This is a genomic window from Pseudomonas sp. ES4, assembly GCF_050586665.1.
In the GTDB taxonomy this organism is placed as follows: Bacteria; Pseudomonadota; Gammaproteobacteria; order Pseudomonadales; family Pseudomonadaceae; genus Aquipseudomonas; species Aquipseudomonas frederiksbergensis.
This window is the reverse complement of sequence record NZ_JBOBDO010000004.1, coordinates 238704-264113: the sequence shown is the minus strand read 5'-3', so window position 1 is coordinate 264113 and position 25410 is coordinate 238704. Positions and strand designations below refer to the sequence as shown.

24 protein-coding genes and 1 pseudogene are annotated in these 25410 nt (G+C 60.0%); 15 read left to right on the top strand and 10 right to left on the bottom strand.

Annotated elements, in window-relative coordinates; genetic code table 11:
- Positions 1 to 225: 225 nt before the first annotated feature.
- From phaC (ACQ4OB_RS07090) to ACQ4OB_RS07075, 4 genes are all read left to right on the top strand, one after another.
- The gene (phaC, locus tag ACQ4OB_RS07090; protein ID WP_074872880.1) at positions 226 to 1905 is read left to right on the top strand and encodes a class II poly(R)-hydroxyalkanoic acid synthase; all 1680 of its coding nucleotides are present in this window, start codon (positions 226 to 228) and stop codon (positions 1903 to 1905) included.
- Positions 1906 to 2061: 156 nt separating this feature from the next.
- On the top strand, positions 2062 to 2916 hold the full coding sequence (phaZ, locus tag ACQ4OB_RS07085; protein WP_074872878.1) for a poly(3-hydroxyalkanoate) depolymerase: 855 nt from the start codon (positions 2062 to 2064) through the stop codon (positions 2914 to 2916).
- A gap of 128 nt (positions 2917 to 3044) precedes the next feature.
- Positions 3045 to 4727: a class II poly(R)-hydroxyalkanoic acid synthase gene (gene phaC / locus ACQ4OB_RS07080; RefSeq protein ID WP_074872874.1), complete on the top strand. Its 1683-nt coding sequence runs from the start codon at positions 3045 to 3047 to the stop codon at positions 4725 to 4727.
- Positions 4728 to 4754: 27 nt separating this feature from the next.
- Positions 4755 to 5375, top strand: a complete 621-nt coding sequence (locus tag ACQ4OB_RS07075; protein WP_008149531.1) for a TetR/AcrR family transcriptional regulator — start codon at positions 4755 to 4757, stop codon at positions 5373 to 5375.
- A gap of 76 nt (positions 5376 to 5451) precedes the next feature.
- On the opposite strand, the gene ACQ4OB_RS07070 is transcribed toward ACQ4OB_RS07075, so the two are convergent.
- The 3 genes from ACQ4OB_RS07070 to ACQ4OB_RS07060 form a co-directional block, all read right to left on the bottom strand.
- Positions 5452 to 6270, bottom strand: coding sequence for a phasin family protein (locus ACQ4OB_RS07070; protein WP_074872871.1), 819 nt, complete (start codon positions 6268 to 6270; stop codon positions 5452 to 5454).
- Positions 6271 to 6280: 10 nt separating this feature from the next.
- Positions 6281 to 6703 carry a phasin family protein gene (locus ACQ4OB_RS07065; protein ID WP_074872868.1) on the bottom strand — a complete coding sequence of 141 codons (423 nt, stop codon included), beginning with the start codon at positions 6701 to 6703 and terminating at the stop codon, positions 6281 to 6283.
- 237 nt (positions 6704 to 6940) lie between these two features.
- Positions 6941 to 7216, bottom strand: coding sequence for a polyhydroxyalkanoic acid system family protein (locus ACQ4OB_RS07060; protein WP_074872865.1), 276 nt, complete (start codon positions 7214 to 7216; stop codon positions 6941 to 6943).
- Between the two features lie 155 nt (positions 7217 to 7371).
- On the opposite strand from ACQ4OB_RS07060, the gene ubiE reads away from it, so the two are divergent.
- The 11 genes and pseudogenes from ubiE to ACQ4OB_RS07005 all read left to right on the top strand — a co-directional run bounded on the left by ubiE (position 7372) and on the right by ACQ4OB_RS07005 (position 15589).
- Complete coding sequence (gene ubiE / locus ACQ4OB_RS07055; RefSeq protein WP_007948968.1) at positions 7372 to 8142, top strand: bifunctional demethylmenaquinone methyltransferase/2-methoxy-6-polyprenyl-1,4-benzoquinol methylase UbiE; 771 nt, start codon at positions 7372 to 7374, stop codon at positions 8140 to 8142.
- Positions 8142 to 8765, top strand: a complete 624-nt coding sequence (locus tag ACQ4OB_RS07050) for a ubiquinone biosynthesis accessory factor UbiJ (RefSeq protein ID WP_430955359.1) — start codon at positions 8142 to 8144, stop codon at positions 8763 to 8765. Before ubiE ends, ACQ4OB_RS07050 begins: the two co-directional genes overlap by 1 nt.
- On the top strand, positions 8762 to 10366 hold the full coding sequence (gene ubiB, locus ACQ4OB_RS07045; RefSeq protein ID WP_074872859.1) for a ubiquinone biosynthesis regulatory protein kinase UbiB: 1605 nt from the start codon (positions 8762 to 8764) through the stop codon (positions 10364 to 10366). Before ACQ4OB_RS07050 ends, ubiB begins: the two co-directional genes overlap by 4 nt.
- A gap of 80 nt (positions 10367 to 10446) precedes the next feature.
- Positions 10447 to 10848 carry a phosphoribosyl-AMP cyclohydrolase gene (gene hisI / locus ACQ4OB_RS07040; RefSeq protein WP_017336101.1) on the top strand — a complete coding sequence of 134 codons (402 nt, stop codon included), beginning with the start codon at positions 10447 to 10449 and terminating at the stop codon, positions 10846 to 10848.
- Positions 10841 to 11173, top strand: a complete 333-nt coding sequence (locus ACQ4OB_RS07035) for a phosphoribosyl-ATP diphosphatase (RefSeq protein ID WP_430955358.1) — start codon at positions 10841 to 10843, stop codon at positions 11171 to 11173. Before hisI ends, ACQ4OB_RS07035 begins: the two co-directional genes overlap by 8 nt.
- A 25-nt stretch (positions 11174 to 11198) precedes the next feature.
- Positions 11199 to 11477 carry a twin-arginine translocase TatA/TatE family subunit gene (locus ACQ4OB_RS07030; RefSeq protein WP_074872853.1) on the top strand — a complete coding sequence of 93 codons (279 nt, stop codon included), beginning with the start codon at positions 11199 to 11201 and terminating at the stop codon, positions 11475 to 11477.
- Between the two features lie 10 nt (positions 11478 to 11487).
- Entirely contained in the window at positions 11488 to 11940 is a 453-nt protein-coding gene (tatB, locus tag ACQ4OB_RS07025; protein WP_074872851.1) for a Sec-independent protein translocase protein TatB, read from the top strand.
- Complete coding sequence (gene tatC / locus ACQ4OB_RS07020; protein WP_074872848.1) at positions 11937 to 12731, top strand: twin-arginine translocase subunit TatC; 795 nt, start codon at positions 11937 to 11939, stop codon at positions 12729 to 12731. The genes tatB and tatC overlap by 4 nt, the downstream gene beginning before the upstream one ends.
- Entirely contained in the window at positions 12728 to 13435 is a 708-nt protein-coding gene (locus ACQ4OB_RS07015) for a 16S rRNA (uracil(1498)-N(3))-methyltransferase (protein ID WP_430955357.1), read from the top strand. The genes tatC and ACQ4OB_RS07015 overlap by 4 nt, the downstream gene beginning before the upstream one ends.
- Before the next feature lie 216 nt (positions 13436 to 13651).
- Positions 13652 to 14731: pseudogene (locus ACQ4OB_RS07010) on the top strand (methyl-accepting chemotaxis protein); the annotation flags it as partial.
- A complete protein-coding gene (locus ACQ4OB_RS07005; protein WP_404942672.1) occupies positions 14717 to 15589 on the top strand; it encodes a methyl-accepting chemotaxis protein in 873 nt (290 codons plus the stop codon). The pseudogene ACQ4OB_RS07010 and the gene ACQ4OB_RS07005, both read left to right, overlap by 15 nt.
- A gap of 452 nt (positions 15590 to 16041) precedes the next feature.
- Here ACQ4OB_RS07005 and mdoH read toward each other — a convergent pair whose 3' ends face one another.
- The 7 genes from mdoH to hutG all read right to left on the bottom strand — a co-directional run bounded on the left by mdoH (position 16042) and on the right by hutG (position 25409).
- Positions 16042 to 18612 carry a glucans biosynthesis glucosyltransferase MdoH gene (gene mdoH / locus ACQ4OB_RS07000; protein WP_074872838.1) on the bottom strand — a complete coding sequence of 857 codons (2571 nt, stop codon included), beginning with the start codon at positions 18610 to 18612 and terminating at the stop codon, positions 16042 to 16044.
- Complete coding sequence (locus ACQ4OB_RS06995) at positions 18605 to 20440, bottom strand: glucan biosynthesis protein (protein ID WP_430955356.1); 1836 nt, start codon at positions 20438 to 20440, stop codon at positions 18605 to 18607. Before ACQ4OB_RS06995 ends, mdoH begins: the two co-directional genes overlap by 8 nt.
- Positions 20441 to 20761: 321 nt before the next feature.
- On the bottom strand, positions 20762 to 21199 hold the full coding sequence (dtd, locus tag ACQ4OB_RS06990) for a D-aminoacyl-tRNA deacylase (protein ID WP_074872833.1): 438 nt from the start codon (positions 21197 to 21199) through the stop codon (positions 20762 to 20764).
- Positions 21196 to 22167: a prolyl aminopeptidase gene (pip, locus tag ACQ4OB_RS06985; RefSeq protein WP_074872830.1), complete on the bottom strand. Its 972-nt coding sequence runs from the start codon at positions 22165 to 22167 to the stop codon at positions 21196 to 21198. Before pip ends, dtd begins: the two co-directional genes overlap by 4 nt.
- 113 nt (positions 22168 to 22280) lie before the next feature.
- Positions 22281 to 23201, bottom strand: coding sequence for an alpha/beta hydrolase (locus ACQ4OB_RS06980; protein ID WP_430955355.1), 921 nt, complete (start codon positions 23199 to 23201; stop codon positions 22281 to 22283).
- A gap of 207 nt (positions 23202 to 23408) precedes the next feature.
- Positions 23409 to 24356 carry a choline ABC transporter substrate-binding protein gene (locus ACQ4OB_RS06975; protein WP_074872821.1) on the bottom strand — a complete coding sequence of 316 codons (948 nt, stop codon included), beginning with the start codon at positions 24354 to 24356 and terminating at the stop codon, positions 23409 to 23411.
- A 252-nt stretch (positions 24357 to 24608) separates the two neighbouring features.
- Positions 24609 to 25409 (bottom strand): N-formylglutamate deformylase, encoded by an 801-nt coding sequence (hutG, locus tag ACQ4OB_RS06970; protein ID WP_430955354.1) that lies wholly within the window; start codon positions 25407 to 25409, stop codon positions 24609 to 24611.
- Between the last annotated feature and the right edge of the window lies 1 nt (position 25410).

Genomic DNA, 25410 nt, shown 5'->3' with positions numbered 1-25410 from the left:
TAATTCCATCTGTTTGAATGCTCCGCGTTTGGGCCAACGATTGGCCTGCTTGCGAAAAAAATTAAACTCGGGTAACCAATGGTGCTGGCAAGGTACCTGCAGTGCTCTCTGAACTAAAAAGCAGCGATGCAGAATTAACGGTCACCCGAGCAGTAGTACCTGGCACTGGCTGTGGACTGCACAGCTGGACCCAGGTACTCGTCTCAGGACAATGGAGCGTCGTAGATGAGTAACAAGAATAACGATGACCTGAAACTTCAGGCCTCGGAAAATACCTTGGGGCTGAATCCCGTCGTTGGACTGCGTAGAAAAGATCTGTTGGGCTCTGCCCGTATGGTGCTGACCCAGGCCATCAAACAACCGATTCATAGTGCAAAGCATGTCGCTCATTTCGGTATCGAACTGAAGAACGTGCTGTTCGGCAAATCTGCGCTGCAACCGACAAGCGATGACCGTCGCTTCCACGACCCGGCCTGGAGTCAGAACCCGCTCTACAAACGTTATTTGCAAACTTACCTGGCGTGGCGCAAGGAACTCCACGACTGGATCGGCGAAAGCAATCTCTCGCCCAAGGACGTCGCACGCGGGCATTTCGTGATCAACCTCATGACCGAAGCCATGGCCCCGACCAACAGTGCGGCCAACCCGGCGGCGGTCAAACGCTTCTTCGAAACCGGCGGTAAAAGCCTGCTCGATGGCCTCTCCCATCTGGCCAAGGACCTGGTGCACAACGGCGGCATGCCGAGCCAGGTCAACATGGGCGCGTTCGAGGTCGGCAAGAGCCTGGGCGTCACCGAAGGCGCGGTGGTGTTTCGCAATGACGTGCTGGAACTGATCCAGTACCGGCCGACCACCGAACAGGTGCACGAGCGCCCACTGCTGGTGGTACCACCGCAGATCAACAAGTTCTATGTTTTCGATCTGAGTCCGGACAAGAGCCTGGCGCGCTTCTGCCTGCGCAACAACATGCAGACGTTCATTGTCAGCTGGCGCAACCCGACCAAGGAGCAGCGTGAGTGGGGCCTGTCGACCTACATCGAAGCGCTCAAGGAAGCCGTCGACGTGGTCACCGCGATCACCGGCAGCAAAGACATCAACATGCTCGGCGCCTGCTCCGGCGGCATCACCTGCACCGCCTTGCTGGGCCACTACGCCGCACTCGGCGAGAAAAAGGTCAACGCCCTGACGCTGCTGGTCAGCGTGCTGGACACCACCCTGGACAGCGACGTGGCACTGTTCGTCGACGAGCAGACCCTCGAATCCGCCAAGCGCCACTCCTACCAGGCCGGCGTACTGGAAGGCCGCGACATGGCGAAAGTTTTCGCCTGGATGCGCCCCAACGACCTGATCTGGAACTATTGGGTCAACAACTACCTGCTGGGCAACGAGCCGCCGGTGTTCGACATCCTGTTCTGGAACAACGACACCACACGGTTGCCTGCTGCGTTCCACGGCGACCTGATCGAGATGTTCAAGACCAACCCACTGATCCGTCCTGATGCACTGGAAGTGTGCGGTACGCCGATCAATCTGAAGCAGGTCACTGCCGATATCTACTCCCTGGCCGGAACCAACGACCACATCACTCCGTGGAAGTCCTGCTACAAGTCGGCACAACTGTTCGGTGGCAAGGTTGAGTTCGTGCTGTCCAGCAGCGGGCATATCCAGAGCATTCTGAACCCGCCGGGCAATCCGAAATCGCGCTACATGACCAGCTCCGAAATGCCGGTCAAGGCCGAGGAGTGGCAAGAAAATTCCACCAAGCACACCGATTCCTGGTGGTTGCACTGGCAGGCATGGCAAGCCGAGCGTTCGGGCGAGCTGAAAAAGTCCCCGACCAAACTGGGCAACAAGGCTTATCCAGCAGGTGAAGCTGCACCAGGCACGTATGTGCATGAGCGGTAACTGACACACCTCGCGCCCCTGTGGGAGCGGGCTTGCTCGCGAAAGCGATTGATCATTCAACAGTGATGTCGACTGACCTGACGCATTCGCGAGCAAGCCCGCTCCCACAGGGGATCGGGGGTGAAATTGAGAGAGTGACCCCACAGGGCTTGAAGCATGCCGCAACCGTTCATATTTCGTACCGTCGACCTGGATGGCCAGACCCTCCGCACGGCGGTACGCCCCGGCAAGCCTCACTTGACGCCCTTGCTGATTTTCAACGGCATCGGCGCCAACCTGGAGCTGGTGTTTCCGTTCGTCGCGGCGTTGGACCCGGACCTTGAGGTCATCGCCTTCGACGTTCCTGGTGTCGGCGGTTCGTCGACGCCAAGGCAACCGTATCGCTTTCCGGGCCTGGCAAAACTCACGGCGCGGATGCTCGACTATCTCGACTACGGGCAAGTCAACGTGATTGGCGTGTCGTGGGGTGGCGCCCTGGCGCAGCAGTTCGCCTACGACTATCCCGAGCGCTGCAAGAAACTCGTTCTGGCGGCCACGGCGGCTGGCACGGTGATGGTGCCGGGCAAGCCTAAAGTCCTGTGGATGATGGCCAGCCCACGACGCTATATCCAGCCATCCCACGTGATTCGCATTGCGCCGATGATCTATGGCGGTGCGTTCCGTCGCGATCCGACCCTGGCCGCCAGCCATGCCGCCAAGGTCCGCTCGGCAGGCAAGCTCGGTTACTACTGGCAGCTGTTCGCCGGCCTCGGCTGGACCAGCATTCACTGGCTGCACAAGATCCACCAGCCAACCCTGATACTGGCCGGTGACGACGATCCGCTGATCCCGTTGGTCAACATGCGCTTACTGGCCTGGCGGATTCCCAACGCCCAGTTGCACATCATCGATGACGGGCATCTGTTCCTGATTACCCGGGCCGAAGCAGTGGCACCGATCATCATGAAGTTTCTCCAGGAAGAACGTCAGCGTGCCGTGATGCATCCGCATCCGGCGCCATTGGGCGGCTAATCGGCCCTGGCTTTTGTTACAAAAAGGGGTCGGGAAGACGCAGCGCCGCGCAACAATCCGCAACAGCGTCTATGGTGTTCTGGTTCGGTGTATCTGTATTTGGCCTGAAGACGAAGGAGTGTTGATTCATGCGCGAAAAGCCAGCGAGGGAATTTCTATCCACTCCCGCCGCGTTCATTAATGCGCAAAGTGCAATTACCGGTCTGCGTGGTCGGGATCTGTTTTCGACCCTGCGCAGCGTTGCCGCCCATGGATTGCGCAACCCGGTGCACACCGCCCGACACGCCTTGAAGCTGGGCGGTCAACTGGGCCGAATCCTGCTGGGTGAAACCTTGTACCCGACCAATCCGCAGGACAATCGCTTTGCCGACCCGGCGTGGAGCCTCAATCCTTTTTATCGCCGTAGCTTGCAGGCCTACCTGAGCTGGCAGAAGCAGGTCAAACAGTGGATCGACGAGAGCAACATGACCCCGGACGATCGCGCCCGCGCGCACTTCGCGTTCGCCTTGCTCAACGACGCCATGGCACCGTCCAACAGCCTGCTTAATCCAATGGCGATCAAGGAGATCTTCAACTCCGGCGGCAACAGCCTGGTGCGAGGCATCAGCCACCTGGTCGATGATTTATTGCACAACGACGGCCTGCCCAGACAAGTCACCAAGCAAGCTTTCGAAGTCGGCAAAACAGTCGCTACCACTACGGGCTCCGTGGTGTTTCGCAATGAGCTGCTGGAGTTGATCCAGTACAAGCCCATGAGCGAAAAGCAGTATTCCAAACCGCTGCTGGTGGTGCCGCCACAGATCAACAAGTACTACATTTTCGACCTGAGCCCGCACAACAGCTTCGTCCAGTTCGCCCTGAAGAACGGCCTGCAAACCTTCATGATCAGCTGGCGCAATCCGGATGTGCGTCATCGCGAATGGGGGCTGTCCACGTACGTCGAAGCCGTCGAAGAAGCGATGAATGTGTGCCGGGCGATCACTGGCGCCCGCGAGGTCAACCTCATGGGCGCCTGCGCGGGCGGGCTGACCATTGCCGCCCTGCAAGGCCATTTGCAGGCCAAGCGACAACTTCGGCGGGTGTCCAGCGCGACCTATCTCGTGAGCCTGCTCGACAGCCAGATGGACTCGCCTGCGACCCTCTTCGCCGACGAACAGACGCTTGAAGCGGCCAAGCGTCGCTCCTATCAGAAAGGCGTGCTGGACGGCCGCGACATGGCCAAGGTCTTCGCCTGGATGCGCCCCAACGATTTGATCTGGAGCTATTTCGTTAACAACTACCTGTTGGGCAAAGAACCTCCGGCGTTCGACATCCTCTACTGGAACAACGACAACACACGTTTGCCGGCAGCCTTGCACGGCGACTTGCTGGACTTCTTCAAACACAACCCGCTGAGTCATCCGGGTGGTCTGGAAGTGTGCGGCACGCCGATCGATTTGCAGAAAGTCACCGTCGACAGTTTCAGCGTCGCCGGCATCAACGACCACATCACCCCGTGGGATGCGGTGTATCGCTCGACCCTGCTGCTGGGTGGCGAACGGCGCTTCGTGTTGTCCAACAGCGGGCATGTGCAGAGCATTCTCAACCCACCCTCAAACCCGAAAGCCCACTTCGTCGAGAGCACGAAGCTGAGCACTGACCCACGGGCCTGGTATTACGACGCCAAGCAAGTCGATGGCAGTTGGTGGACCCAATGGCTGGGCTGGATTCAAGAACGTTCAGGTGCGCAAAAAGAGACACGCATGGTGCTTGGCAACCAGAACTATCCACCGATGGAGGCAGCACCCGGTACTTACGTGCGTGTGCGCTGACGTTCAACGAACCATTAAGAAGACTGGATGAAAACCCGCGACCGGATTCTCGAATGTGCTTTGCAGTTGTTCAATCACAAGGGCGAGCCGAACGTCTCCACCATGGAAGTGGCCAACGAAATGGGCATCAGCCCGGGCAACCTCTACTACCACTTTCACGGCAAGGAGCCGTTGATTCTCGGACTGTTCGAGCGCTTCCAGGCCGAACTGGCGCCCCTGCTCGATCCCCCGGCCGATGTGGAGCTGGCACCGGAAGATTACTGGTTGTTCCTGCACCTGATCGTCGAACGCCTGGCCCATTACCGGTTTCTGTTCCAGGACCTGTCGAACCTCGCCGGGCGCTTGCCGAAACTGGCCAAGGGCATACGCAACCTGCTCAATGCGCTGAAGCGCACACTGGCTTCGTTGCTCGCTCGATTGAAGGCTCAGGGGCAATTGGTCAGCGATACCCAGGCGTTGGGGCAGTTGGTGGAACAGATCACCATGACGCTGCTGTTCTCGCTGGACTATCAGCGGATTCTTGATCGCGAGGGCGAGGTGAGATTGGTGGTGTACCAGATCATGATGCTGGTGGCGCCGCATCTGTTGCCGCCGATCAAGGTCGCGACGGAGCAGATGGCCCTTCAATACCTCGAAGAACACGAGTAACCCTGTGGTGTTCATTAATCTGTGCACAAAAAAACGCCCGACCTTTGCAGGCCGGGCGTTTTCTTGAGCCCTGGAATCAGGACTGACTGGTTGGCGTCGAAGGAACTGGCGCGACAGTCGGGGTTGCAGCAGGGGTCGGCGCAGTTGCGGAGTTCGATGCACTGACCGGGGCCGGGGTTGCCGGTTTGGCGGCAGCCGCTGCTGGTTTTGGTGCAGCCGCTTTCGGCGCTGCCGGCTTTTTCACCGCTGGCTTCTTCGCTGCGGCAGGTTTGGCCGCTGGCTTGGTAGCGGGTTTGGCCGCTGCAGTTTTGGCAGCCGGTTTAGCGGCTGGTTTTGCTGCTGCCTTGGCCGCTGCAGGTTTCGCTGCGGCAGTTTTGGCCGCTGGTTTGGCAGCCGGTTTAGCGGCAGCTTTGGCCAGTGGTTTGGCAGCGGACTTGGCTGCAGGTTTGGCCGCCGCGGTTTTCGCCGCAACAGGCGCTACCTTGGCACCGGTGAGTTTTTCGATTTGCTTGGTCAGGGTATCGACCTTGCTGTGCAGTGCCTTGACTTCATTGCGGCTCGGTACACCCAGGCGCGAAATGGCGCTGTTCAGACGCTTGTCGAAAGCCCCTTCCAGCTCATCCCACTTGCCCAGTGCGCGATCTTTCACACCGCTGATGCGCGACTTGGCCGACGTAGCAGAGTCCTTGGCAGCATCGACTTTTTTGCCGACAGCGCTCTTGGTGAGCTTCTCGGCTTTCTCGCCGTCTTTAACCAATGCATCGAAGAGCTTGCTGCCGTCAGTGTCGATCTTCGAGTACACGCCTAAACCAGCCAGCCAGATTTTGCGGGAGTAGTCTTCGACTTTCCCAATCCACGAGCTGCCTTCTTTTTCGGTGTTCTTTTTACCAGCCATCCCGTTCTCCTTAAGATTTACGCGCGACGCGTTCGAGCAATGCCGTCAGCTCATCGAGCTTGGCAGAGAGTGTCTCAACGTCATGTTTAGACGGAATGCCGATACGATTCAAGGTACTTGCGACACGCGAGTCAAAAGCCTTCTCGACCTTGTCGAGTTGAAGTTCGACCTTGCCTTTGAAAGTGCTCACTTCACTCTTGGCTTCATCGATCTCGGCATTGGCCGCTTCAAGCTTCTCGGCAACTACTTTTTTGCCTTTCTTTTCAACAGTTTGACCAGCCTTTACCAACTCTTGAAAGTACTCGCTGCCCTCTTGGCCGACCTTGGTGTAGGCACCCAGGCCTGCCAGCCAGATCTTGCGGGCATAAGATTTAACGTCGCTCAGAGCAGTCGTCGAAGCGTCGATTTTTTTCTTCAAAATAACTTTGGCCATGGTGCACCTCACGCGCAGAAGGTTTGAGGAACTGCCCGCGAAAGCGTCGGGCTCAGGCACAAAGTAGTGAGAATAATTAGAAACGGCACCCTAACAACTGACACAAACCCTTGGGCACACCACAAAACAAATGTGGGAGCCAGCCTGCTCGCGATAGCGGTCTATCAGTCGAAATCAATGTTGACTGACGGACCGCTATCGCGAGCAGGCTCACTCCCACAGGGGAAGGGATTTCAATCAGGCCAACGCTTTATCCAGCGCCTTTTCGATTTCCGATTTGATGGTGCCGCTCATGGCTGACATCAACAGGCCCAGTTCGACATCGACCTTGATCGAGTCCTCGCCCACATACACCGCGCCTTTCACACCGGAACGCTTGAGGTTCAGGGTGTCGCCGGACCATTGCGGCTCCAGGCCATATTGATCGGACAGTTTCTGCGCCAACAGATCAGCCTTCTCGCGGGCCGCTTCCTTACCCAGGCCATGGGCACGCTCAACACTAATACGGGCCATCGAATGACTCCTGCTTTATGAATACTTTCCTGAAGCATCTTGACCGCTACTGCGGCAAAACGTCCCGGCGGTTAGCTATCTTACCTGCAGCCTTGCCAAGACAAAGCAGGCCACCAGGATTAGAATGTCCCGCATTCTCTTTTGGTGACAGCGATATGACTGATCAGCGCAAAGGCAGCGATGCCGAACCCACCACTCACTTCGGCTTCAAAAACGTTCCGGAAAGCCAGAAAGCGGAAAAAGTCGCTGAGGTATTCCACTCGGTAGCCGCCAAGTACGACTTGATGAACGACCTCCTGTCTGGCGGCATGCACCGTCTGTGGAAGCGTTTCGCGATCGAGCTGTCGGGCGTTCGCACCGGTAACCGCGTGCTGGACATCGCCGGCGGCACGGGCGACCTGACCAAGAAGTTCTCGCACCTCGTTGGCCCGACCGGCCAGGTCGTGTTGGCCGACATCAACGAATCCATGCTCAAGGTCGGTCGTGACCGCCTGCTGGACCTGGGTGTGGCCGGCAACGTCGAATTCGTCCAGGCCGACGCTGAAAAGCTGCCGTTCCCGGACAACCATTTCGACTGCGTGACCATCGCTTTCGGCCTGCGCAACGTTACCCATAAAGAAGACGCCCTGCGCTCGATGCTGCGCGTGCTGAAACCGGGAGGCCGTTTGCTGGTGCTGGAGTTCTCCAAACCGACCAACGCGCTGATGTCCAAAGCCTACGACGCCTACTCGTTCGCCTTCATGCCGCTGATGGGCAAGCTGATCACCAACGACTCGGAAAGCTATCGCTACCTGGCCGAATCGATCCGCATGCACCCGAATCAGGAAACCCTGAAATCGATGATGGTCGAAGCCGGTTTCGACCGCGTGACCTACCACAACATGACCGCAGGCATCGTCGCCCTGCACCGTGGCATCAAGCCCTGATGTTGCTGGCCGGCCTGCTCGCCAGCGTTGAACTCGGTCTGAACCGGGTGCTGCGTCTCGACAGCACGGCGTTGCCGCGGCTGGCGCATTTGAGTGGCAAGGTGATTGCCGTCGACTGCCGCAGCCCGGCACTGCAACTGTTCATCCTGCCCAGCGACGAAGGCCTGATGCTGGCTTCCCAGTGGGAAACCGGCGCCGACTGCACCTTGCGCGCACCGGCCTCCAGCCTGTTGAAACTGGCCATGAGCAAGGACAAGACTTCGATCCTGCATGCTCCTGAAGTCGAACTCGATGGCGACAGCGGCGTGCTGCTGGAACTGGCGGCGATCCTTCAGGACCTTGAACTGGACTGGGAGTACGAACTCTCGCGCTGGCTGGGGCCTGTCGCCACGCAACTGCTCGGCGGTCACCTGCGCAGTCGCGCACGCTGGTATCAGCAAGGGTTCGCCAGCCTCAATCAGAACCTTGGCGAATACCTGGCCGAAGAATCGCGCACCCTCGGCGGTCAGCGCGAAGCCGAAGCCCGTTTCAGTGAACTGGACCAGATCAAACTCGATCTGGAACGTCTCGAGGCGCGTTTCGAGCGCCTCTCCCGATCCCTCGACCCAAGCGATAACGCATGAAGCTGCTTGCCGTCCGCCGTTTGTTGCGCATCCAGCGCGTTGTGATTCGCTACCGCCTCGATGACCTGTTGTTCGCCCTGCCACTGCCGTGGTTTCTGTTGGCGTTGCGCTACGCCTTGCCGTGGCGCTGGTTCCCGCGCAAGACGCTGGACCTGAGCCGCGGCGCACGATTGCGTCTGGCGTTGCAGGACCTGGGACCGATTTTCATCAAGTTCGGGCAAATCCTGTCCACCCGCCGCGACTTGCTGCCGGAAGACATCGCCGATGAGCTGATGAAACTGCAGGACCGCGTACCGCCGTTCGACTCGCAAGTGTCGGTCAGGCTGATCGAAGAACAGCTCGGCAAAAAGATCAGCGAAGTCTTCAGCCGCTTCGACGTCGAACCGCTGGCCTCGGCGTCGGTGGCGCAAGTGCATGCCGCGCAGCTGAAAACCGGTGAAGAAGTGGTGGTCAAGGTGATCCGCCCGGGCCTCAAACCGATCATCGCGCAGGATCTGGCGTGGCTGTTCATCCTCGCCCGCGCCGCCGAAAAACTCTCGGCCGACGCGCGCCTGCTGCACCCGGTGGACGTGGTCCAGGACTACGAAAAAACCATCTACGACGAACTCGACCTGTTGCGTGAAGCGGCCAACGCCAGCCAGTTGCGGCGTAACTTCGACGGCTCGGAGCTGCTCTACGTGCCGCAAGTCTATTGGGACTGGTGCCGGCCGAAAGTGCTGGTGATGGAGCGCATCTACGGCATCCAGGTCACTGACCTCGCGACCCTCGCCGACCAGCGCACCGACATGAAAATGCTCGCCGAACGCGGCGTCGAGATCTTCTTCACCCAGGTGTTCCGCGACAGCTTCTTCCACGCCGACATGCACCCCGGCAACATCTTCGTCAGCACCGTGAACCCGTGGAGCCCGCAGTACATTGCGATCGACTGCGGCATCGTCGGCAGCCTGACCCCGGAAGACCAGGACTACCTGGCGCGCAACCTGTTCGCGTTTTTCAAGCGTGATTACCGTCGTGTGGCGCAGTTGCACATCGATTCGGGGTGGGTGCCGGCGGAAACCAAACTCAACGAATTCGAGGCGGCGATCCGCACCGTGTGCGAGCCGATCTTCGAAAAACCGTTAAAGGATATTTCTTTCGGCCAGGTGCTGATGCGCCTGTTCCAGACCGCCCGGCGCTTCAACATGGAAGTGCAGCCGCAGCTCGTGTTGCTGCAAAAAACCCTGTTGAACATCGAAGGCCTGGGCCGTCAGTTGTACCCGGACCTCGATTTGTGGAACACCGCCCAGCCGTTCCTCGAACGCTGGATGCGTGAGCGCGTCAGCCCCAAAGCCTTGATCGGCAACGTGCAGAGCCAGTTCGAACAACTGCCGCACCTGGCCAACATGGCCCGCGACCTGCTCGAACGCATGTCCCAGCCCCACGCCTACGACCCGCCGCCTCCGTGGCACCGGCGCAAGGACGATTGGCTACTGCGACTGCTCGGCTGTGCGCACCTGGCCGGCGGCACCATACTCGCTGCCGGCGGGCCGCTGAACGAACTGGGGCATTGGCCGGCCGGGATCATGGTGGCGGTCGGTTTGTATCTGGTCGTTCGTCGATAGCCAGCGCCCCCACACGCTGGCACACTGTTTCAACGCTTGGGTTCTACTCATGAAGTGTGGAACCGCTGTCGGAGTCGAAGATGAAAAACTGGCTGGACGAGATCAAGTGGGACGCCGACGGCCTGGTGCCGGCGATTGCCCAGGATCACAAGACCGGGCGCGTCCTGATGATGGCCTGGATGAACCGCGAAGCGCTGGAACTGACCGCTGCCGAGAACCGCGCCATTTACTGGTCACGTTCCCGTGGCAAGCTGTGGCGCAAGGGCGAAGAGTCCGGCCACGTGCAAACCCTGCATGAGATGCGCCTGGACTGTGACGCCGACGTGATCATCCTGATGGTCGAGCAGATCGGCGACATCGCTTGCCATACCGGTCGTCAGAGCTGCTTCTACCGCGTCTTCGAGAACGGCGACTGGAAAACCGTCGACCCGGTGCTCAAAGACCCGCACGCCATCTACTGCGCAGGACACACCCATGAGTGACACGTTGATCCGTCTGGCCCAGGTGCTGGAAGAGCGCAAAGGCGCCGCCGCCGACAGCTCGTATGTCGCCAGCCTTTACCACAAGGGCTTGAACAAGATTCTGGAAAAAGTCGGCGAAGAGTCGGTCGAAACCATCATTGCCGCCAAGGATGCCGCCATCAGCGGTGACTGCAGCGATGTGATCTACGAAACCGCCGATTTGTGGTTCCACAGCATGGTCATGCTCGCCCAACTGGGACAGCATCCTCAGGCTGTGCTCGATGAACTGGACCGTCGTTTCGGTCTGTCCGGACACGTCGAGAAAGCCTCGCGTCCGTCCGCCTGAACAACTATTAGAGAGGAGCAGCGACATGGGCATTTTTGACTGGAAACACTGGATCGTCATCCTGGTTGTTGTCGTGCTGGTGTTCGGCACCAAGAAACTGAAAAACCTCGGCACTGATGTGGGCGAGTCGATCAAGGGCTTCAAAAAAGCCATGAGCGATGAAGACAAACCAGCCGATCCGACAGTGACACCGGCCCAACCGGTTCCACCCGCGCAGCCACAGACCACTCAGTCCGTGAACCAGCCGCACACCATCGACGTGCAGGCGCAAAAAGTCGAAGAGCCGATCCGCAAAGACGTGTGAGCACTGACTAATGTTTGGTATCAGCTTCTCTGAACTGCTGCTCGTCGGCCTCGTGGCCCTGCTGGTGCTGGGTCCCGAGCGTTTGCCGGGTGCTGCGCGCACCGCTGGCCTGTGGGTCGGCCGTCTGAAGCGCAGCTTCAACGCGATCAAACAGGAAGTTGAACGTGAAATCGGTGCCGACGAGATTCGTCGGCAGCTGCACAACGAGCACATTCTGTCGCTGGAGCAGGAGGCGCGGAAGATCTTCACGCCGACTCAGCAGGAGGCCACGCCGGTTCAGCCGGTTGAGCCTGTGGCGGAGCAGACGATTCATGCTCCGGCCGCTGCCGAACCTGCACCTGTTGTAGCAGCCGCTGAACCGGCGCCCGTTGTTGCAACCACCCCGGCTGAACCTGTTGCTCCTGCCGCCGCGCCGACAACGCCGGCTCCTCACGACACCACTTTGCCGCCGCGAGTCTCATGAGCGATCTCCCCGAAAACGACCAGCACATGCCGCTGGTTTCGCACCTCACCGAGTTGCGTACCCGCCTGCTGCGCTGTGTAGCGGCGATCTTCATCATCTTCGCCGGGTTGTTTGCCTTCACCCAGCAGATCTACACCTTCGTCTCCACACCACTGCGGCAATACCTGCCTGTGGGCGCGACGATGATCGCCACCGATGTGTCGTCGCCGTTCCTGACGCCGCTGAAGCTGACGATGATGGTCTCGCTGTTCCTGGCGATCCCGGTGATCCTGCATCAGATCTGGGGCTTTATCGCGCCAGGCCTGTACAAGCATGAGAAGCGCATTGCGGTGCCGCTGCTGGTGTCCAGCATCATGCTGTTCTACACCGGCATGGCGTTCGCCTATTACCTGGTGTTCCCGCTGATCTTCAAATTCTTCGCCGCCGCCACCCCGGCCGGCGTGGAAATGATGACCGACATCAGCAGCTACCTCGACTTCGTCATGACGCTGTTCTTCGCCTTCGGCGTAGCGTTCGAAATTCCGGTGGCCGTGGTGCTGCTGGTGTGGATCGGCGTGGTCAACGTCGCTTACCTGAGGAAAATCCGCCCGTACGTGATCATCGGCTGCTTCGTGGTCGGCATGATCCTGACGCCACCGGACATCTTCTCGCAGACCCTGTTGGCCGTACCGATGTGGCTGCTGTTTGAAATCGGCATTCTGTTCGGCGGCCTGATCAGCAAGCGCGGCGAGCACCCTGACGACCAACCGGCCGACGACCCCAACGACCAGCCGCCAGCGACTCAACCGTGAACCTGCTGCTGCTCGAAGAGGCCGACTTCATTGCGGCCGACCGGGCGATCCTGCGTGATCGCCGGTTGACGCACATGCAGGAAGTCCACCGTTCGGTTGTCGGCGACAGCCTGCGGGTGGGGCGTATCGGCGGGCTGATGGGCTCGGCCGAACTGCTGCGCCTGGACGCCGATGAAGCCGAACTGCGCGTCACACTCGACCAGTCTCCACCGGCCAAGCTGCCACTGACCCTGGTGCTGGCCCTGCCACGGCCGAAAATGCTGCGTAGGGTGTTCCAGACCGTGGCGGCCATGGGTGTGCCACGAATCATTCTGGTGAACAGCTATCGCGTCGAGAAGAGCTTCTGGCAAACGCCGTTCCTGGAGCCCGAGGCGATTCGCGAGCAGTTGATCCTTGGCCTTGAGCAGGCCCGGGACAGCGTGCTGCCGCAGATTGTCATCGAGAAACGCTTCAAGCCGTTCGTCGAAGACCGTCTGCCAGCCATTACCGAGGGCACCCTCGGCCTCGTCGGCCACCCCGGCAATTACCCGCCCTGCCCTCGCGGCCTGGACGAAGCGGTAACCCTGGCCATTGGCCCCGAAGGTGGCTGGATTCCTTACGAAATCGAGCTGCTCGGCAAGTCCGGCCTGCAACCGGTGCAACTCGGCGACCGCATCCTGCGGGTCGAAACCGCCGTCACCGCGCTGCTCGCCCGCCTTTTCTAAGGTCAAACACCCTACCTGTGGCGAGGGAGCTTGCTCCCGCTTGGGCGCGAAGCGGCCACCGTTTTTCTCCATAAGAACTCATCCACCGGTTTCACGACGGCTTCGCCGCCGAGCGGGAGCAAGCTCCCTCGCCACAGGTGATTTTGCCTGCCCGTATATGGGCAGCACCTACAGATTCCCGGCTGCCAGCCGACACAGTTCCCATAAAACCAACAAATGGTTCGAGGGAGTTGCAGCATGTACCGATGGCTAGCCGAGAAACTGGGGAACGTCAGCGTCAATCGCAAACTGAGTGTCGGCTTCGGTCTGGTGCTGCTGCTTACCTTGTTGATCACCTTCACCGGTTGGACCGGCCTGAGCGGCGTGATGAGTCGCGGTGACAAGCTGGGGTTTATTGCCAGCCTCAATGACCTGACCAAAGACCTGCGCCTGGCCCGTCTGGATTACGAAATGCGTCGCGGCGACCAAGGCCCCGGTGCGGTCAACGAGCTGCTCGGCCAACTCGATACCGGCTTGAAAACCGCGCGCACGCTGATCGAACAACCGGCCGACGCGGCCATGATCGACCAGCAACTGGCCGCCGTCAGTGAGTACAAACAAGCCTTCACCGCCATGACCCAGGCTGGCGCCCACCGCGAAGACGCCCGCAGCAAACTCGGCGCCACTGCCGACAACGCCGTGGCCCGTGTCGCCGAGGTCGAAAAATCCATGCTGCAAGGTGACAGCGTCGCCGATTTCAACAGCGTGATCGACCTGAGCAAACTGATCCAGCAAGCGCGTTTCCAGGTGCGCGGTTACACCTACAGCGGCAAGACCGAGGCCGAGCAACCGGCGCTGGACGCCATCGACAACGCGCTGAAGAACCTCGAAAGCCTGCCCTCCAAACTGCCGGAACAGCACATCGCCAACCTGCAGCAGGCCACTGACTCGCTCAAAGCCTATCGCGCCGCCGTCAGCCAGTTCCGAGACTCTCAGGTAGCCAGCGCTGCCGCGCTTAAGCGCATGGCCGTGCAAGGCGATCTCCTGCTCGATGTCAGCAAAAAACTCACCGCGTCGCAAACCATCGTCCGCGACACCGACGCCGCGCACGCCAAAAACCTGTTGCTACTGGCCACTGTCCTGGCGCTGGCCTTCGGCATGCTTGCCGCGTGGGCCATCACCCGCCAGATCGTGATTCCCCTGAGCCAGACCCTCAAGGTGGCAGAGCGTGTTGCTGCCGGCGACCTGACCCAAAACCTGATCTCTGAGCGTCAGGATGAACTCGGCCAGCTACAGCGCTCCATGCAGAGCATGACACTGGGCCTGCGCGAATTGATCGGTGGCATCGGTGACGGCGTCACGCAAATCGCCAACGCTGCCGAAGAACTGTCGGCAGTCACTGAGCAGACCCGCGCTGGCGTCAACAGCCAGAAGGTCGAGACCGATCAGGTGGCCACTGCCATGAACGAAATGACCGCCACCGTGCAGGAAGTTGCGCGTAACGCCGAAGAAGCGTCCGAAGCGGCCGTCGCCGCTGACCAGCAGGCCCGCGAAGGTGACAAAGTGGTCGGCGAAGCCATCGCCCAGATCGAGCGCCTGGCCACGGAAGTCGGCAACTCCACCGAAGCCATGGGGCATCTCAAACGCGAAAGCGACAAGATCGGCAGCGTGCTCGACGTGATCAAATCCGTGGCTCAGCAAACCAACCTGCTGGCCCTCAACGCCGCTATCGAGGCCGCCCGTGCCGGTGAAGCCGGACGTGGGTTTGCGGTGGTCGCCGACGAAGTCCGCAGCCTGGCCCAGCGTACGCAGAAATCCACCGAAGAAATTGAAGAGCTGATCGTCGGCCTGCAAACCGGTACCCAGCAAGTCGCGACCATCATGGACAACAGCCGCAGCCTGACCGACAGCAGCGTCGAACTGACCCGCCGCGCCGGTGGCTCGCTGGAAAGCATCACACGCACCGTGTCGGCGATTCAGTCGATGAACCAGCAGATCGCCGCCGCGGCCGAGCAGCAGAGTGCCGTGGCCGAAGAGATCAACCGCAGCGTGCTGAACGTGCGCGACGTGTCCGAGCAGACCTCGGCAGCCAGTGAAGAGACCGCGGCGTCCAGCGTTGAACTGGCACGGTTGGGGACGCATCTGCAGATGCTGGTGGGCAGGTTCAAGGTTTGAGGTGATGTGAATGCCACGGTTCGCAAAGGACCGAGGTGAGACCTTCGCGGGCAAGCCCACTCCCACAGGGGATATGTGTCGATCACAAAGCCAATGTGGGAGCGGGCTTGCTCGCGAAAGCGATCGAACAGGCACTGAGGTAAGAGAACCTGGCGCAAGAAGGCGTGCGCCCGCGGATCCTTCGGTGCATCGAAGAATCGGCCATTGGGCTTCTTTCTGTTTCATGGGTTTAGCAAAATCCGAAAGTTATGTCGCCAGGAAGACCGTCATCGCCAGCAGGCTGGCTCCCACACTGGATCCGTGGCGTACACAAATCCCCTGTGGGAGCCAGCCTGCTGGCGATGGGAGCGACGCGGTCGAACCGATCGAGCCTTATTCCATGTCCTTGAAGGATTTGCTGCCTGATGCCGATCATCAGCGCAAAAAAAACCCCGCTTTCGCGGGGTTTTTTATCAGGCCAACTGAGGCTGCACACTCAGCGGCTTGAGCGGCAACAGCGGCGCATGGGGATCGGCTTTCACCGACTTACGCCACGCTTGCAGCCACTCGGGGTGAGCTTCGTTCCAGACCTGCTCATGCAGGCGACCCAGCGCTACCGGGTCACTGAGCAGTTGCACCCGCTCATCGTTGCTCAAACCCTCTGGCCCGACTTTCAGCGCATGACGCACCCGTTCGATCCGCAGCCATTCGATCGGCTCGGCCTCACGGTGGCGTGAAGTCGCCAGCGAGCATGCCAAGGCATTCTGCTGTGGATCGACCACTGCCCGGACGAAGCCGTCGTTCAGCGCATGCCAACGGTTTTCGTGGGTGTACTGGTCGGTCGCCACCAACGCCTGTGGCGGATTGTATTCCTCAGGGATCAGGAACAGGCTTTCGTCACGGGACTTGAGGCCCAGGCCGACTCGACTGGAGATCACCGACACCGGAATCGATAGCATCAACGAACCGACGATCGGCACCAGCCACCAGAGGAAGCTCGGGTTCAGCCAGATCACCAGCAGGGCCCAGAAGAAGCCCAGCAAGGTTTGCGGACCGTGGCGCTTGACCGCTTCGCTCCACGGCGTGGAGTCGTCGTCACGTTGCGGCGAATTCCAGGTCGCGGCCCAGCCGAGAAACGCGGCGAGCACGAAGCGGGTGTGGAAAATCATCCGTACCGGCGCCAGCAGCATGGAGAACAGCATCTCCAGCAGCATCGACATCGTTACCTTGAACTTGCCACCGAACTCTTTCGCGCCCTTGGCCCAAATCAGGATGATGCTCAACAACTTCGGCAGGAACAGCAGCACGACGGTGGTCGAGAACAGCGCGATCGCCTTGTCCGGGTGCCATTGTGGCCACAACGGATAGAGCTGACGTGGCTCCAGGAAGTACTGCGGCTCCATCAGCGTGTTGGTCGCCAGCAGCGCCGTCGACAGCACGAGGAAGAAGAACCACAACGGTGCCGACAGGTAAGACATCACACCCGTCAGGAACACCGCACGGTGCACCGGGTGCATGCCTTTTACCAGGAACAGCCGGAAGTTCATCAGGTTGCCGTGACACCAGCGACGGTCACGCTTGAGTTCGTCCAGCAGGTTTGGCGGCAATTCTTCGTAGCTGCCCGGCAAGTCGTAGGCAATCCACACACCCCAGCCGGCACGGCGCATCAGCGCCGCTTCAACGAAGTCGTGGGACAGAATTGCACCGGCAAACGCGCCTTTACCGGGCAACGGCGCCAGGGCGCAGTGCTCGATGAACGGCTTCATGCGGATGATCGCGTTGTGGCCCCAGTAGTGGGATTCGCCCAACTGCCAGAAGTGCAGACCGGCGGTAAACAGCGGACCGTACACCCGGGTAGCGAACTGCTGCATGCGGGCATACAGCGTATCCATGCCCGATGCGCGCGGTGCGGTCTGGATGATCCCGGCGTCCGGAGTGGCTTCCATCAAGCGCACCAGACTGGTCAGGCAATCGCCGCTCATCACGGAGTCGGCGTCGAGCACCACCATGTACTTGTAATCACCGCCCCAACGACGGCAGAAGTCGTCGAGGTTACCGCTCTTGCGCTTGACGCGACGGCGACGGCGGCGATAGAAAATCTTGCCGAAGCCCTTGGCTTCGCGGCAGACGTCCAGCCAGGCTTGTTGCTCGGCGACGCAGATATCGGCGTCGTTACTGTCGCTGAGGACAAAGAAGTCGAAGCGATCCAGGTCACCCGTGGCCGCGACCGACTCGAAGGTCGCCCGCAGACCGGCAAACACTCGCGGCACGTCTTCGTTGCAGATCGGCATCACCAAAGCGGTGCGCGCGCTCTTGGGGATCGGCTCGTTACCGGCGCTTTTACCGGATATGCGGTATTTGTCATGGCCGGTGAGCAACTCGAGGAAGCCCATCAGCGCGGTCCAGAAACCGGCCGATACCCAGCAGAACAGAATCCCGAACAAAATCAGGATGCTGGTTTGCAGCGCATACGGCAGCACTTGCGTAGCCGTTTGCGACAGCGGTTGATGCAGCACTTCGTTCAGGTCGACGAACGACCAACCCTGGTACGGCATGATGCCTTTCATGTACCAGCCGGCAACGATGGTCTGGCCGAGCATCAGTACCAACAGAATGTAGCGACGGATCGAACCGACGGTGCGCCAGCGAGCCGCCGGCAGCACATTTTCATCCTTGGGCGGGGCCGGCGGATTGGTGCGACCGGTCAGACGACGCCAGCCACGCACCAGAATATTGGTGCGCCACGGCTCCGGCACGACTTTGGTCCGACGAATCGGCGGGGTCGCCCGCAGGCAAACCCGGCCGCTGGCGTCGAGCATCAGCATTTCAGCGTCGGCCAGTTCTTCGGCAGTGTTCAGGGTCAGGCGACGACCCACCGAAGCTTGAGCAGCCTCGGTCGGCGCGTCGAATGTCGAGGACGAAAGGCGCTCATGCAATTCGCTGAAAGACTGGCAACCCGCGAGTTCCGCGCGCTGCTGGTCGGTCATCGGCAGATGCGCCAGATACTCGGCAAGAGTCTCTGGCTGTACTTGAGAATTACTCATCGGCAGGCAACTGATAGCTCCAGGTCTCGGTCAGGACTTCTTCAGTCGGTACCGATTCCGGTGTGGCTGGGACCGCTTCGGCAGCGACTGGCTGCTTGGCGTCTTTGTTGTCCGTGTCCTTGGAATCTGCGACTGGCTTGGCTTCGGCCGGCTTGGCTTCAACCTGCTTGGCCTCGGCTTGCTTGGTTTCCTTCGCTTCCTTGGCCAGCTTCTCCTGCTGCCGAGCGGCGATCTTGTCAGCCTTGGCGACGGAAGAGTTGGAGGCTGGCGACGATGTCTTGGCCAGGTCGGCAGTCACGGCGTTCTTGACCAGTGCAGCACGCATCTCGGTAGGCTTGCTCGGGTCCTTGATTTTCATCCGCAGCGTCAGGCGCCAGCCCTTGGTTTCAGGGTTGTAACGTACGCTGTTCTCGACCAGCTCGGCATTTTCGCCAACGCTGACCTGGCTACGAACTTCCGTAGTTTCCGGCAATACCGCAAGGGACGGGCCTTCGAAGTCCACCAGATAAGCCACGCTGCCGTCCGGCTGACGAATCAGGTTGGACTGTTTCACGTCACCCGTGGAACGCAGGGTCTGTTGAACCCAGGCGCTGTCCGGTGCGTGAAGCGCGGCTTCGTCGATGGTCCAGTGCATGCGATAAGCGACTTCCAGCGGCTGGCCTGGTTCAGGCAGTTTTTCCGGGCTCCAGAACGCAACGATATTGTCGTTGGTTTCGTCGGCAGTCGGAATCTCTACCAGATCGACGGAGCCCTTGCCCCAATCGCCTTTTGGTTCGATCCAGGCACTTGGGCGCTTGTCATAGCGGTCGTCGAGGTCTTCGTAGTGGCTGAAGTCACGACCACGTTGCAGCAGGCCGAAACCACGCGGGTTCTCGATCGAGAAGTTGCTCACCGACAAGTGTTTCGGATTGTTCAATGGACGCCAGATCCACTCGCCGTTGCCGGCATGGATCGACAGACCGCTGGAGTCGTGCAGTTCGCGACGGTAGTTCAGCACCTTCGACGGCTGATTGGCGCCGAACAGGAACATGCTGGTCAGCGGCGCAACGCCAAGCTTGGTGACCTTGTCACGCAGGAACATCTTGGCCTTGACGTCGACAACGGTGTCGCTGCCCGGACGCAGGGTCAGGCGATAGGCACCGGTAGCGCGAGGCGAATCCAGCAGCGCGAAGATCACCAGGTGCTTGTCACCCGGTTTTGGCTGTTGAATCCAGAACTCGGTGAAACGCGGGAATTCTTCGCCGGACGGCAAAGCGGTATCGATGGCCATGCCGCGAGCGGACAAGCCATAGGTGTGACCCTTGCCGACAACGCGGAAGTAACTCGCGCCGAGCATGGTCATGATTTCGTCTTGCTTGTCAGCCTTGTTGATCGGGTACAGCACACGGAAACCGGCATAACCCAGTTGTTCGGTGGCTTTAGGATCGAACTTCACATCGCCGAAATCGAAACGACTTGGGTCGTATTTGATCTCTTCGACGGTGTTGGCTGTGATTTCGTTGATTTTCACCGGCGTATCGAAATGCATACCCTGGTGATAGAACGACAGCTTGAACGGAGTCTTCTGATCGGCCCACTCGGCTTTTTCAGTCAGGAAGCGGATTTTTTGATAGTCCGCGAATTTCATCTCGCGGAACTCGTTCGGCAGGTTACTGCGCGGAGCTTCGTATTTCTGCCCGGCCAGCTCTTTTGCCTTGACCGATACATCATCCAGATTGAATGCCCAAAGCTGACCGGCGCTGAGCAGGCAGAGCAGTGCAGAGCCCGCTACCAGAGCGCTTCGTAACCGTTTGGCAGACAATTTTGCATTACAGGGACTAACAATCACGAGCAACCCTCGCCGAAAACAGATCAAAAAACCAACGGCCAGTTAAAGTGCCAGTGGGGAATGCGGCATGGAAAAACCGACCCTACAGACCACTCTTGCCAAGTTGGCGAGCATTGTTCCGACTCCTATGGGGCTAAATGATTCCCCAAGAGGTTCAGGACAAGTCTCTACCTAAGTCAAAATGGACCAACGAACGCTGATCCCCGTAGCGCGCGATTATCTAGTAGGCCGCGTTACAACGCATCAGGGGTAACAAAGTATTTATCGCGAAAAACGCCTGTTTATAGTCGAAATGCCCTTAAAAACATGTTTCAAGCGCTTTCAGGTCTGTAACAGGAAGGTTACCGGGCCGTCATTGACCAAGTGCACCTGCATATCCGCGCCGAATCTACCTGATGCCACAGTGCCATGCACCTGTTTCGCTTTGCCTAATAGATAGTCGAAAAGCTCCTCGCCCAAGGCCGGAGGGGCAGCGGTCGAAAAACTCGGACGCAACCCGTTCCTGGTATCGGCGGCCAGGGTGAACTGTGAGACCAGCAGTAACCCACCGCCTACATCCGCCAGGGACAGATTCATCTTGCCCTCGGCGTCACTGAACACACGATAGTTAAGCAGTTTCTGCAAAAGTTTGTCGGCGCTCGCCCGAGTATCCTCGGGCTCAATCGCCACCAGTACCAGCAATCCCTGATCGACGGCACCCACCACCTCCCCCGCTACCTCGACTCGTGCGCCACGCACACGCTGCAGCAGGCCCTTCATGCTTCTTCAGGGGCCAGGTCGAGCATACGATGGGCCATCAGATCGGCGGCGCGAACCAGTGCGTCAGTAATGCCAGGTTCGGAAGCGGCATGGCCGGCGTCACGGATCACCTGCAATTCACTGTTCGGCCAGTTCTGATGCAGTTCCCAGGCATTGTCCAGCGGGCAGATCACGTCGTAGCGACCGTGGACGATCACGCCAGGCAAATGGGCGATCTTGCCCATGTCGCGAATCAGCTGGTTGGGCTCAAGGAATGCATTGTTGGTGAAGTAGTGACATTCGATACGGGCAATCGATAACGCGCGCTGTGGCTCGGAGAAACGATCGACCACCATCGGGTTCGGGCGCAGAGTGGCGGTCCGGCCTTCCCAGGTAGACCAGGCCTTGGCTGCATGCATCTGGGCGATCTGGTCGTTGCCGATCAGGCGCTTATGGAAAGCCGAGAGCAAGTCTTCGCGCTCGTCCAGCGGAATTGGCGCGATGTAGTCCTGCCAGTAATCGGGGAACAGACGACTGGCGCCACACTGGTAGAACCACTCGATTTCCTGCGGGCGGCAGAGAAAAATCCCGCGCAGAATCAGACCGTGCACACGCTCTGGATGGGTTTGCGCGTAGGCAAGTGCCAGGGTCGAGCCCCACGAACCGCCGAACAACACCCATTTATCGATGCCCAGGTGCTGGCGAATTCGCTCAAGGTCGGCGACCAGATCCCAGGTGGTGTTGTTTTCCAGGCTGGCGTGGGGCGTGGAACGACCGCAACCGCGCTGGTCGAAGGTCACAATACGATACAGGTTTGGATCGAAATACCGACGGCTCTGTGCATCACACCCGGCGCCGGGGCCGCCGTGGATGAACACAACCGGCAAACCTTCCGGCGAACCGCTTTCGTCGACATACAGCGTGTGGGTTTCATCGACGGCCAGATCGTGCCGGGCGTGGGGTTTGATCTGCGGGTACAAAGTCTGCATTGCGCGCTCCGTAAGGGGTCGAGGTCATCCCTGGGGGGACTTCTATTATTCTGCCGTCCGGCATCATAAACCCGAATTACGCCAATGAGCATGCCTTGCAGAGTCAGAGTTTTTCAGCCGGTTTTTTCAGACAAATAGCTGAGCAGCGTTTCGTAGAGTGCGTCGACCTCGGCGACCTGCCCCCTAGCCCGCAAACAGCCGTGGACCAAGCCCTCACCGTAACAAAGCGTCGCAGCCACGCCCGCTGCGTTCAATCGCTCGGCGTAGAGCACGCCGTCATCGCGCAACGGGTCGAATTCCGCCACGGCGATCAAGGCCGGCGGTAGCCCAGTGAAATCCTCGGCGAGCAACGGCATCGCATAGGCACTTGGCTGGCCGGTGCCGCGCAAATACAGGGCGTGATAACAATCCACGTCGCTGCTGCTGAGCAAGGGAGCATCGGTGCATTCACTGCGCGACGGCAATCGGTGATCGCCGCCCAACCCCGGATAAATCAGCACCTGCGCCGCCGGCAATGGCTCGCCCGCATCGCGCAGCGCCAGGCACAACGCCGCCGCAAGGTTGCCACCGGCGCTGTCCCCGGCCACCAGCGTTCGCTCGGGATCGAGGCGGAATGGCCCGGTTCGTAGCGCGCGCCAGACACCCAGACAATCCTCGAACGCCGCCGGAAACGGATATTCCGGCGCCAACCGATAATCGACGGCGATCACCAGCACGCCGAGCGTCGACGCCAGTTCGGCGCAGATGAAGTCGTGGGAGTCCAGGTCCCCCACCACCCAACCGCCGCCGTGCAGATAAACGATGCACGGGCAACCGCCGGTCGGTGGCGAAACCGGCGGCTGATAGGACCGCACCGGCACGCCGGCCAATTCGAAATCCACCACATAAAGCCCGGCGGGTCGCGACGGAGTGAACGCCCGGCACATGTCGCTGTAGGCCCGGCGCAAACCGTTGAGGCTGCTGTCGGTACTGTTGAAGCTGACGGTTTTCTCGACGAAAGCTGTCATCTGTGCAGAAAGCGGGTAAGGAGCCATGAGTCAGGTGCCGGTCAGTTCAGCGGTTTGGGATTGGAACTCAGTTCTGTGGCGAGGGAGCTTGCTCCCGCTGGATGCGCAGCAGCCCCCAAACCATTCAACCGAGTTTTATCAGATACACCCGACCAGCCGGGTTTACGACGGCTACGCCGCCGAGCGGGAGCAAGCTCCCTCGCCACAAACAGCGTACATGCCGAGGATTGGTGATCAGTTTTTCAAACTGGCCTGAACCGTCGCCACGCCATCCTTGCCATCGAAGCTGCTGACACCGGCGAGCCAACGCTGCAGATCCTCGGGATGATCACGCAGCCATTGCTTGGCAACATCCTGAGGCGTCTTGCGCTCCATGATCGGCACCATCAACTGGCTTTCCTGGGCGGCGGTGAAGGTCAGGTTTTCCAGCAGGCGATTCACGTTCGGGCAGCGCTGGGCGTAGTCCGGGGCGGTCACGGTGGAGACAGTGGCGGCGCCCTCGTTCGGGCCGTAAACGTCTTCACTGCCGGTCAGGTAGGCGACCTTCATGTTGATGTTCATCGGGTGCGGGGTCCAGCCAACGAACACCACGAATTCCTTGCGATTCACCGCCCGCTGAACAGCGGCCAGCATGCCGGCCTCGCCTGACTCGATCAGCTTGAAATCCTTCAAGCCAAATTGATTGGTCTCGATCATGGTCTTGATGGTGGTGTTGGCGCCGCTGCCCGGCTCGATGCCGTAGATCTTGCCGCCGAGCTGATCCTTGAATCTGGCGATATCGGCGAAGGTTTTCAGCCCCGCTTCGGCGACGTACTCAGGTACTGCGAGCGTTGCCTGGGCGTCGGCCAGACTCGGTTTGTCCATGACTTTCACTTGATTGGCAGCGAGGAACGGCGCGATGTTTTTGTCCATCGCCGGTTTCCAGTAACCGAGGTAGATGTCCAGGCGCTTGTCGCGGATGCCGGCGAAGATGATTTGCTGCACGGCGCTGGTTTGCTTGCTTTCGTAGCCCAGGCCATTGAGCAGTACGTCAGCTACGCCGCTGGTGGCGATCACGTCGGTCCAGTTGACCACGCCCATGCGCACGGCCTTGCAGGAAGCGTCGTCACTGGCCAGGACGCTGGTGCTCAGCACAGCCGTGCCGCAGAGGATTGAGAGACAGCGGGTAAACAGTCTTTTCATTGGGAGGATCTCGTGCGGCAGCGGATTATTGTCGGGCCGGTGTCTTTGTGCACCGTGGGCCAAACATTACGCAGCGTCGAGAGGGCAAAAGCGAACTGTGGCGACCGTGTTTTGCACGGTGGCGACTGTTCGAGTCGATCGTTCCCACGCTCTGCGTGGGAATGCAGCCCGTGACGCTCCGCGTCACTGGACGCGGAGCGTCCCTTGAGGCATTCCCACGCGGGAGCGTGGGAACGATCAGTCAGCGATCAGTCATCCGTAATGCTTTTCGCCCCAGGCCAGCAGCCCTTGCAGCAATTCCTTGAGCACCACCTGCGTCGGTGCCGCCAGGTCCGGGCGATAGCGGAACGGCTCGAACTCTTCCATGTACGTGCACTGGCCCAACTCCAGTTGCACCGCATGGGTGTTCTCGGCGGGATTGCCGTAATGCCGGGTGATGTGGCCGCCCTTGAAGCGACCGTTCAGCACATGGCTGTAATCGCCGTGGCGTGCGCAGATGGCTTCCAGCTGAGTGGCCAACTGTGGATCGCAACTGGCGCCGTTGAAGGTGCCGAGGTTGAAGTCCGGCAGCTTGCCGTCGAACAGGTGCGGGATGATCGAGCGGATCGAGTGCGCATCGAACAGCAGCGCATAGCCAAACTCGGCTTTCAGCCGCGCCAGCTCGTTCTGCAAGGTGCTGTGATACGGCGTCCAGATCTGCTCCAGATAAGTCGCGCGCTCTGCGGCCGATGGCTCATGCCCTTCGCGGAACAACGCAATGCCGTCGAACAGCGTCGCCGGGAACAGACCGGTGGTCGCGCCGGCATACAACGGCTTGTCGTCAGACGGTCGATTCAGGTCGATGACAAAACGCGAGTATTCGGCGGCCAAGGTGCTGGCGCCCAGCTCGGCAGCAAATTCGTAAAGCTGCGGGATATGCCAGTCAGTGTCCGGCAGGCTTTTCGCGTCGGGGATCAACCCGGCTTCGACCGTCGGGGTCAGGCGCAGGCCGGCGTGGGGCATGCTGATCAGCAGCGGTACGCGACCTTGTTTGAAGTTCAGAACCTTATCCACA

What these genes read in the sequence shown, in the direction of transcription:
- phaZ (WP_074872878.1), top strand. Translation starts at nt 2,062, where the DNA reads ATGCCGCAACCGTTCATATTTCGTACCGTCGACCTGGATGGCCAGACC.
- ubiB (WP_074872859.1), top strand. Translation starts at nt 8,762, where the DNA reads ATGAAGCTGCTTGCCGTCCGCCGTTTGTTGCGCATCCAGCGCGTTGTG.
- ACQ4OB_RS07005 (WP_404942672.1), top strand. Translation starts at nt 14,717, where the DNA reads ATGCAGAGCATGACACTGGGCCTGCGCGAATTGATCGGTGGCATCGGT.
- ACQ4OB_RS06975 (WP_074872821.1), bottom strand. Translation starts at nt 24,356, where the DNA reads ATGAAAAGACTGTTTACCCGCTGTCTCTCAATCCTCTGCGGCACGGCT.
- mdoH (WP_074872838.1), bottom strand. Translation starts at nt 18,612, where the DNA reads ATGAGTAATTCTCAAGTACAGCCAGAGACTCTTGCCGAGTATCTGGCG.
- phaC (WP_074872880.1), top strand. Translation starts at nt 226, where the DNA reads ATGAGTAACAAGAATAACGATGACCTGAAACTTCAGGCCTCGGAAAAT.
- dtd (WP_074872833.1), bottom strand. Translation starts at nt 21,199, where the DNA reads ATGAAGGGCCTGCTGCAGCGTGTGCGTGGCGCACGAGTCGAGGTAGCG.
- tatC (WP_074872848.1), top strand. Translation starts at nt 11,937, where the DNA reads ATGAGCGATCTCCCCGAAAACGACCAGCACATGCCGCTGGTTTCGCAC.
- pip (WP_074872830.1), bottom strand. Translation starts at nt 22,167, where the DNA reads ATGCAGACTTTGTACCCGCAGATCAAACCCCACGCCCGGCACGATCTG.
- ACQ4OB_RS07070 (WP_074872871.1), bottom strand. Translation starts at nt 6,270, where the DNA reads ATGGCTGGTAAAAAGAACACCGAAAAAGAAGGCAGCTCGTGGATTGGG.
- ACQ4OB_RS07075 (WP_008149531.1), top strand. Translation starts at nt 4,755, where the DNA reads ATGAAAACCCGCGACCGGATTCTCGAATGTGCTTTGCAGTTGTTCAAT.
- ACQ4OB_RS07060 (WP_074872865.1), bottom strand. Translation starts at nt 7,216, where the DNA reads ATGGCCCGTATTAGTGTTGAGCGTGCCCATGGCCTGGGTAAGGAAGCG.
- ACQ4OB_RS07035 (WP_430955358.1), top strand. Translation starts at nt 10,841, where the DNA reads ATGAGTGACACGTTGATCCGTCTGGCCCAGGTGCTGGAAGAGCGCAAA.
- hisI (WP_017336101.1), top strand. Translation starts at nt 10,447, where the DNA reads ATGAAAAACTGGCTGGACGAGATCAAGTGGGACGCCGACGGCCTGGTG.
- phaC (WP_074872874.1), top strand. Translation starts at nt 3,045, where the DNA reads ATGCGCGAAAAGCCAGCGAGGGAATTTCTATCCACTCCCGCCGCGTTC.
- tatB (WP_074872851.1), top strand. Translation starts at nt 11,488, where the DNA reads ATGTTTGGTATCAGCTTCTCTGAACTGCTGCTCGTCGGCCTCGTGGCC.
- ACQ4OB_RS07050 (WP_430955359.1), top strand. Translation starts at nt 8,142, where the DNA reads ATGTTGCTGGCCGGCCTGCTCGCCAGCGTTGAACTCGGTCTGAACCGG.
- ACQ4OB_RS07030 (WP_074872853.1), top strand. Translation starts at nt 11,199, where the DNA reads ATGGGCATTTTTGACTGGAAACACTGGATCGTCATCCTGGTTGTTGTC.
- ACQ4OB_RS06980 (WP_430955355.1), bottom strand. Translation starts at nt 23,201, where the DNA reads ATGGCTCCTTACCCGCTTTCTGCACAGATGACAGCTTTCGTCGAGAAA.
- ubiE (WP_007948968.1), top strand. Translation starts at nt 7,372, where the DNA reads ATGACTGATCAGCGCAAAGGCAGCGATGCCGAACCCACCACTCACTTC.
- ACQ4OB_RS07065 (WP_074872868.1), bottom strand. Translation starts at nt 6,703, where the DNA reads ATGGCCAAAGTTATTTTGAAGAAAAAAATCGACGCTTCGACGACTGCT.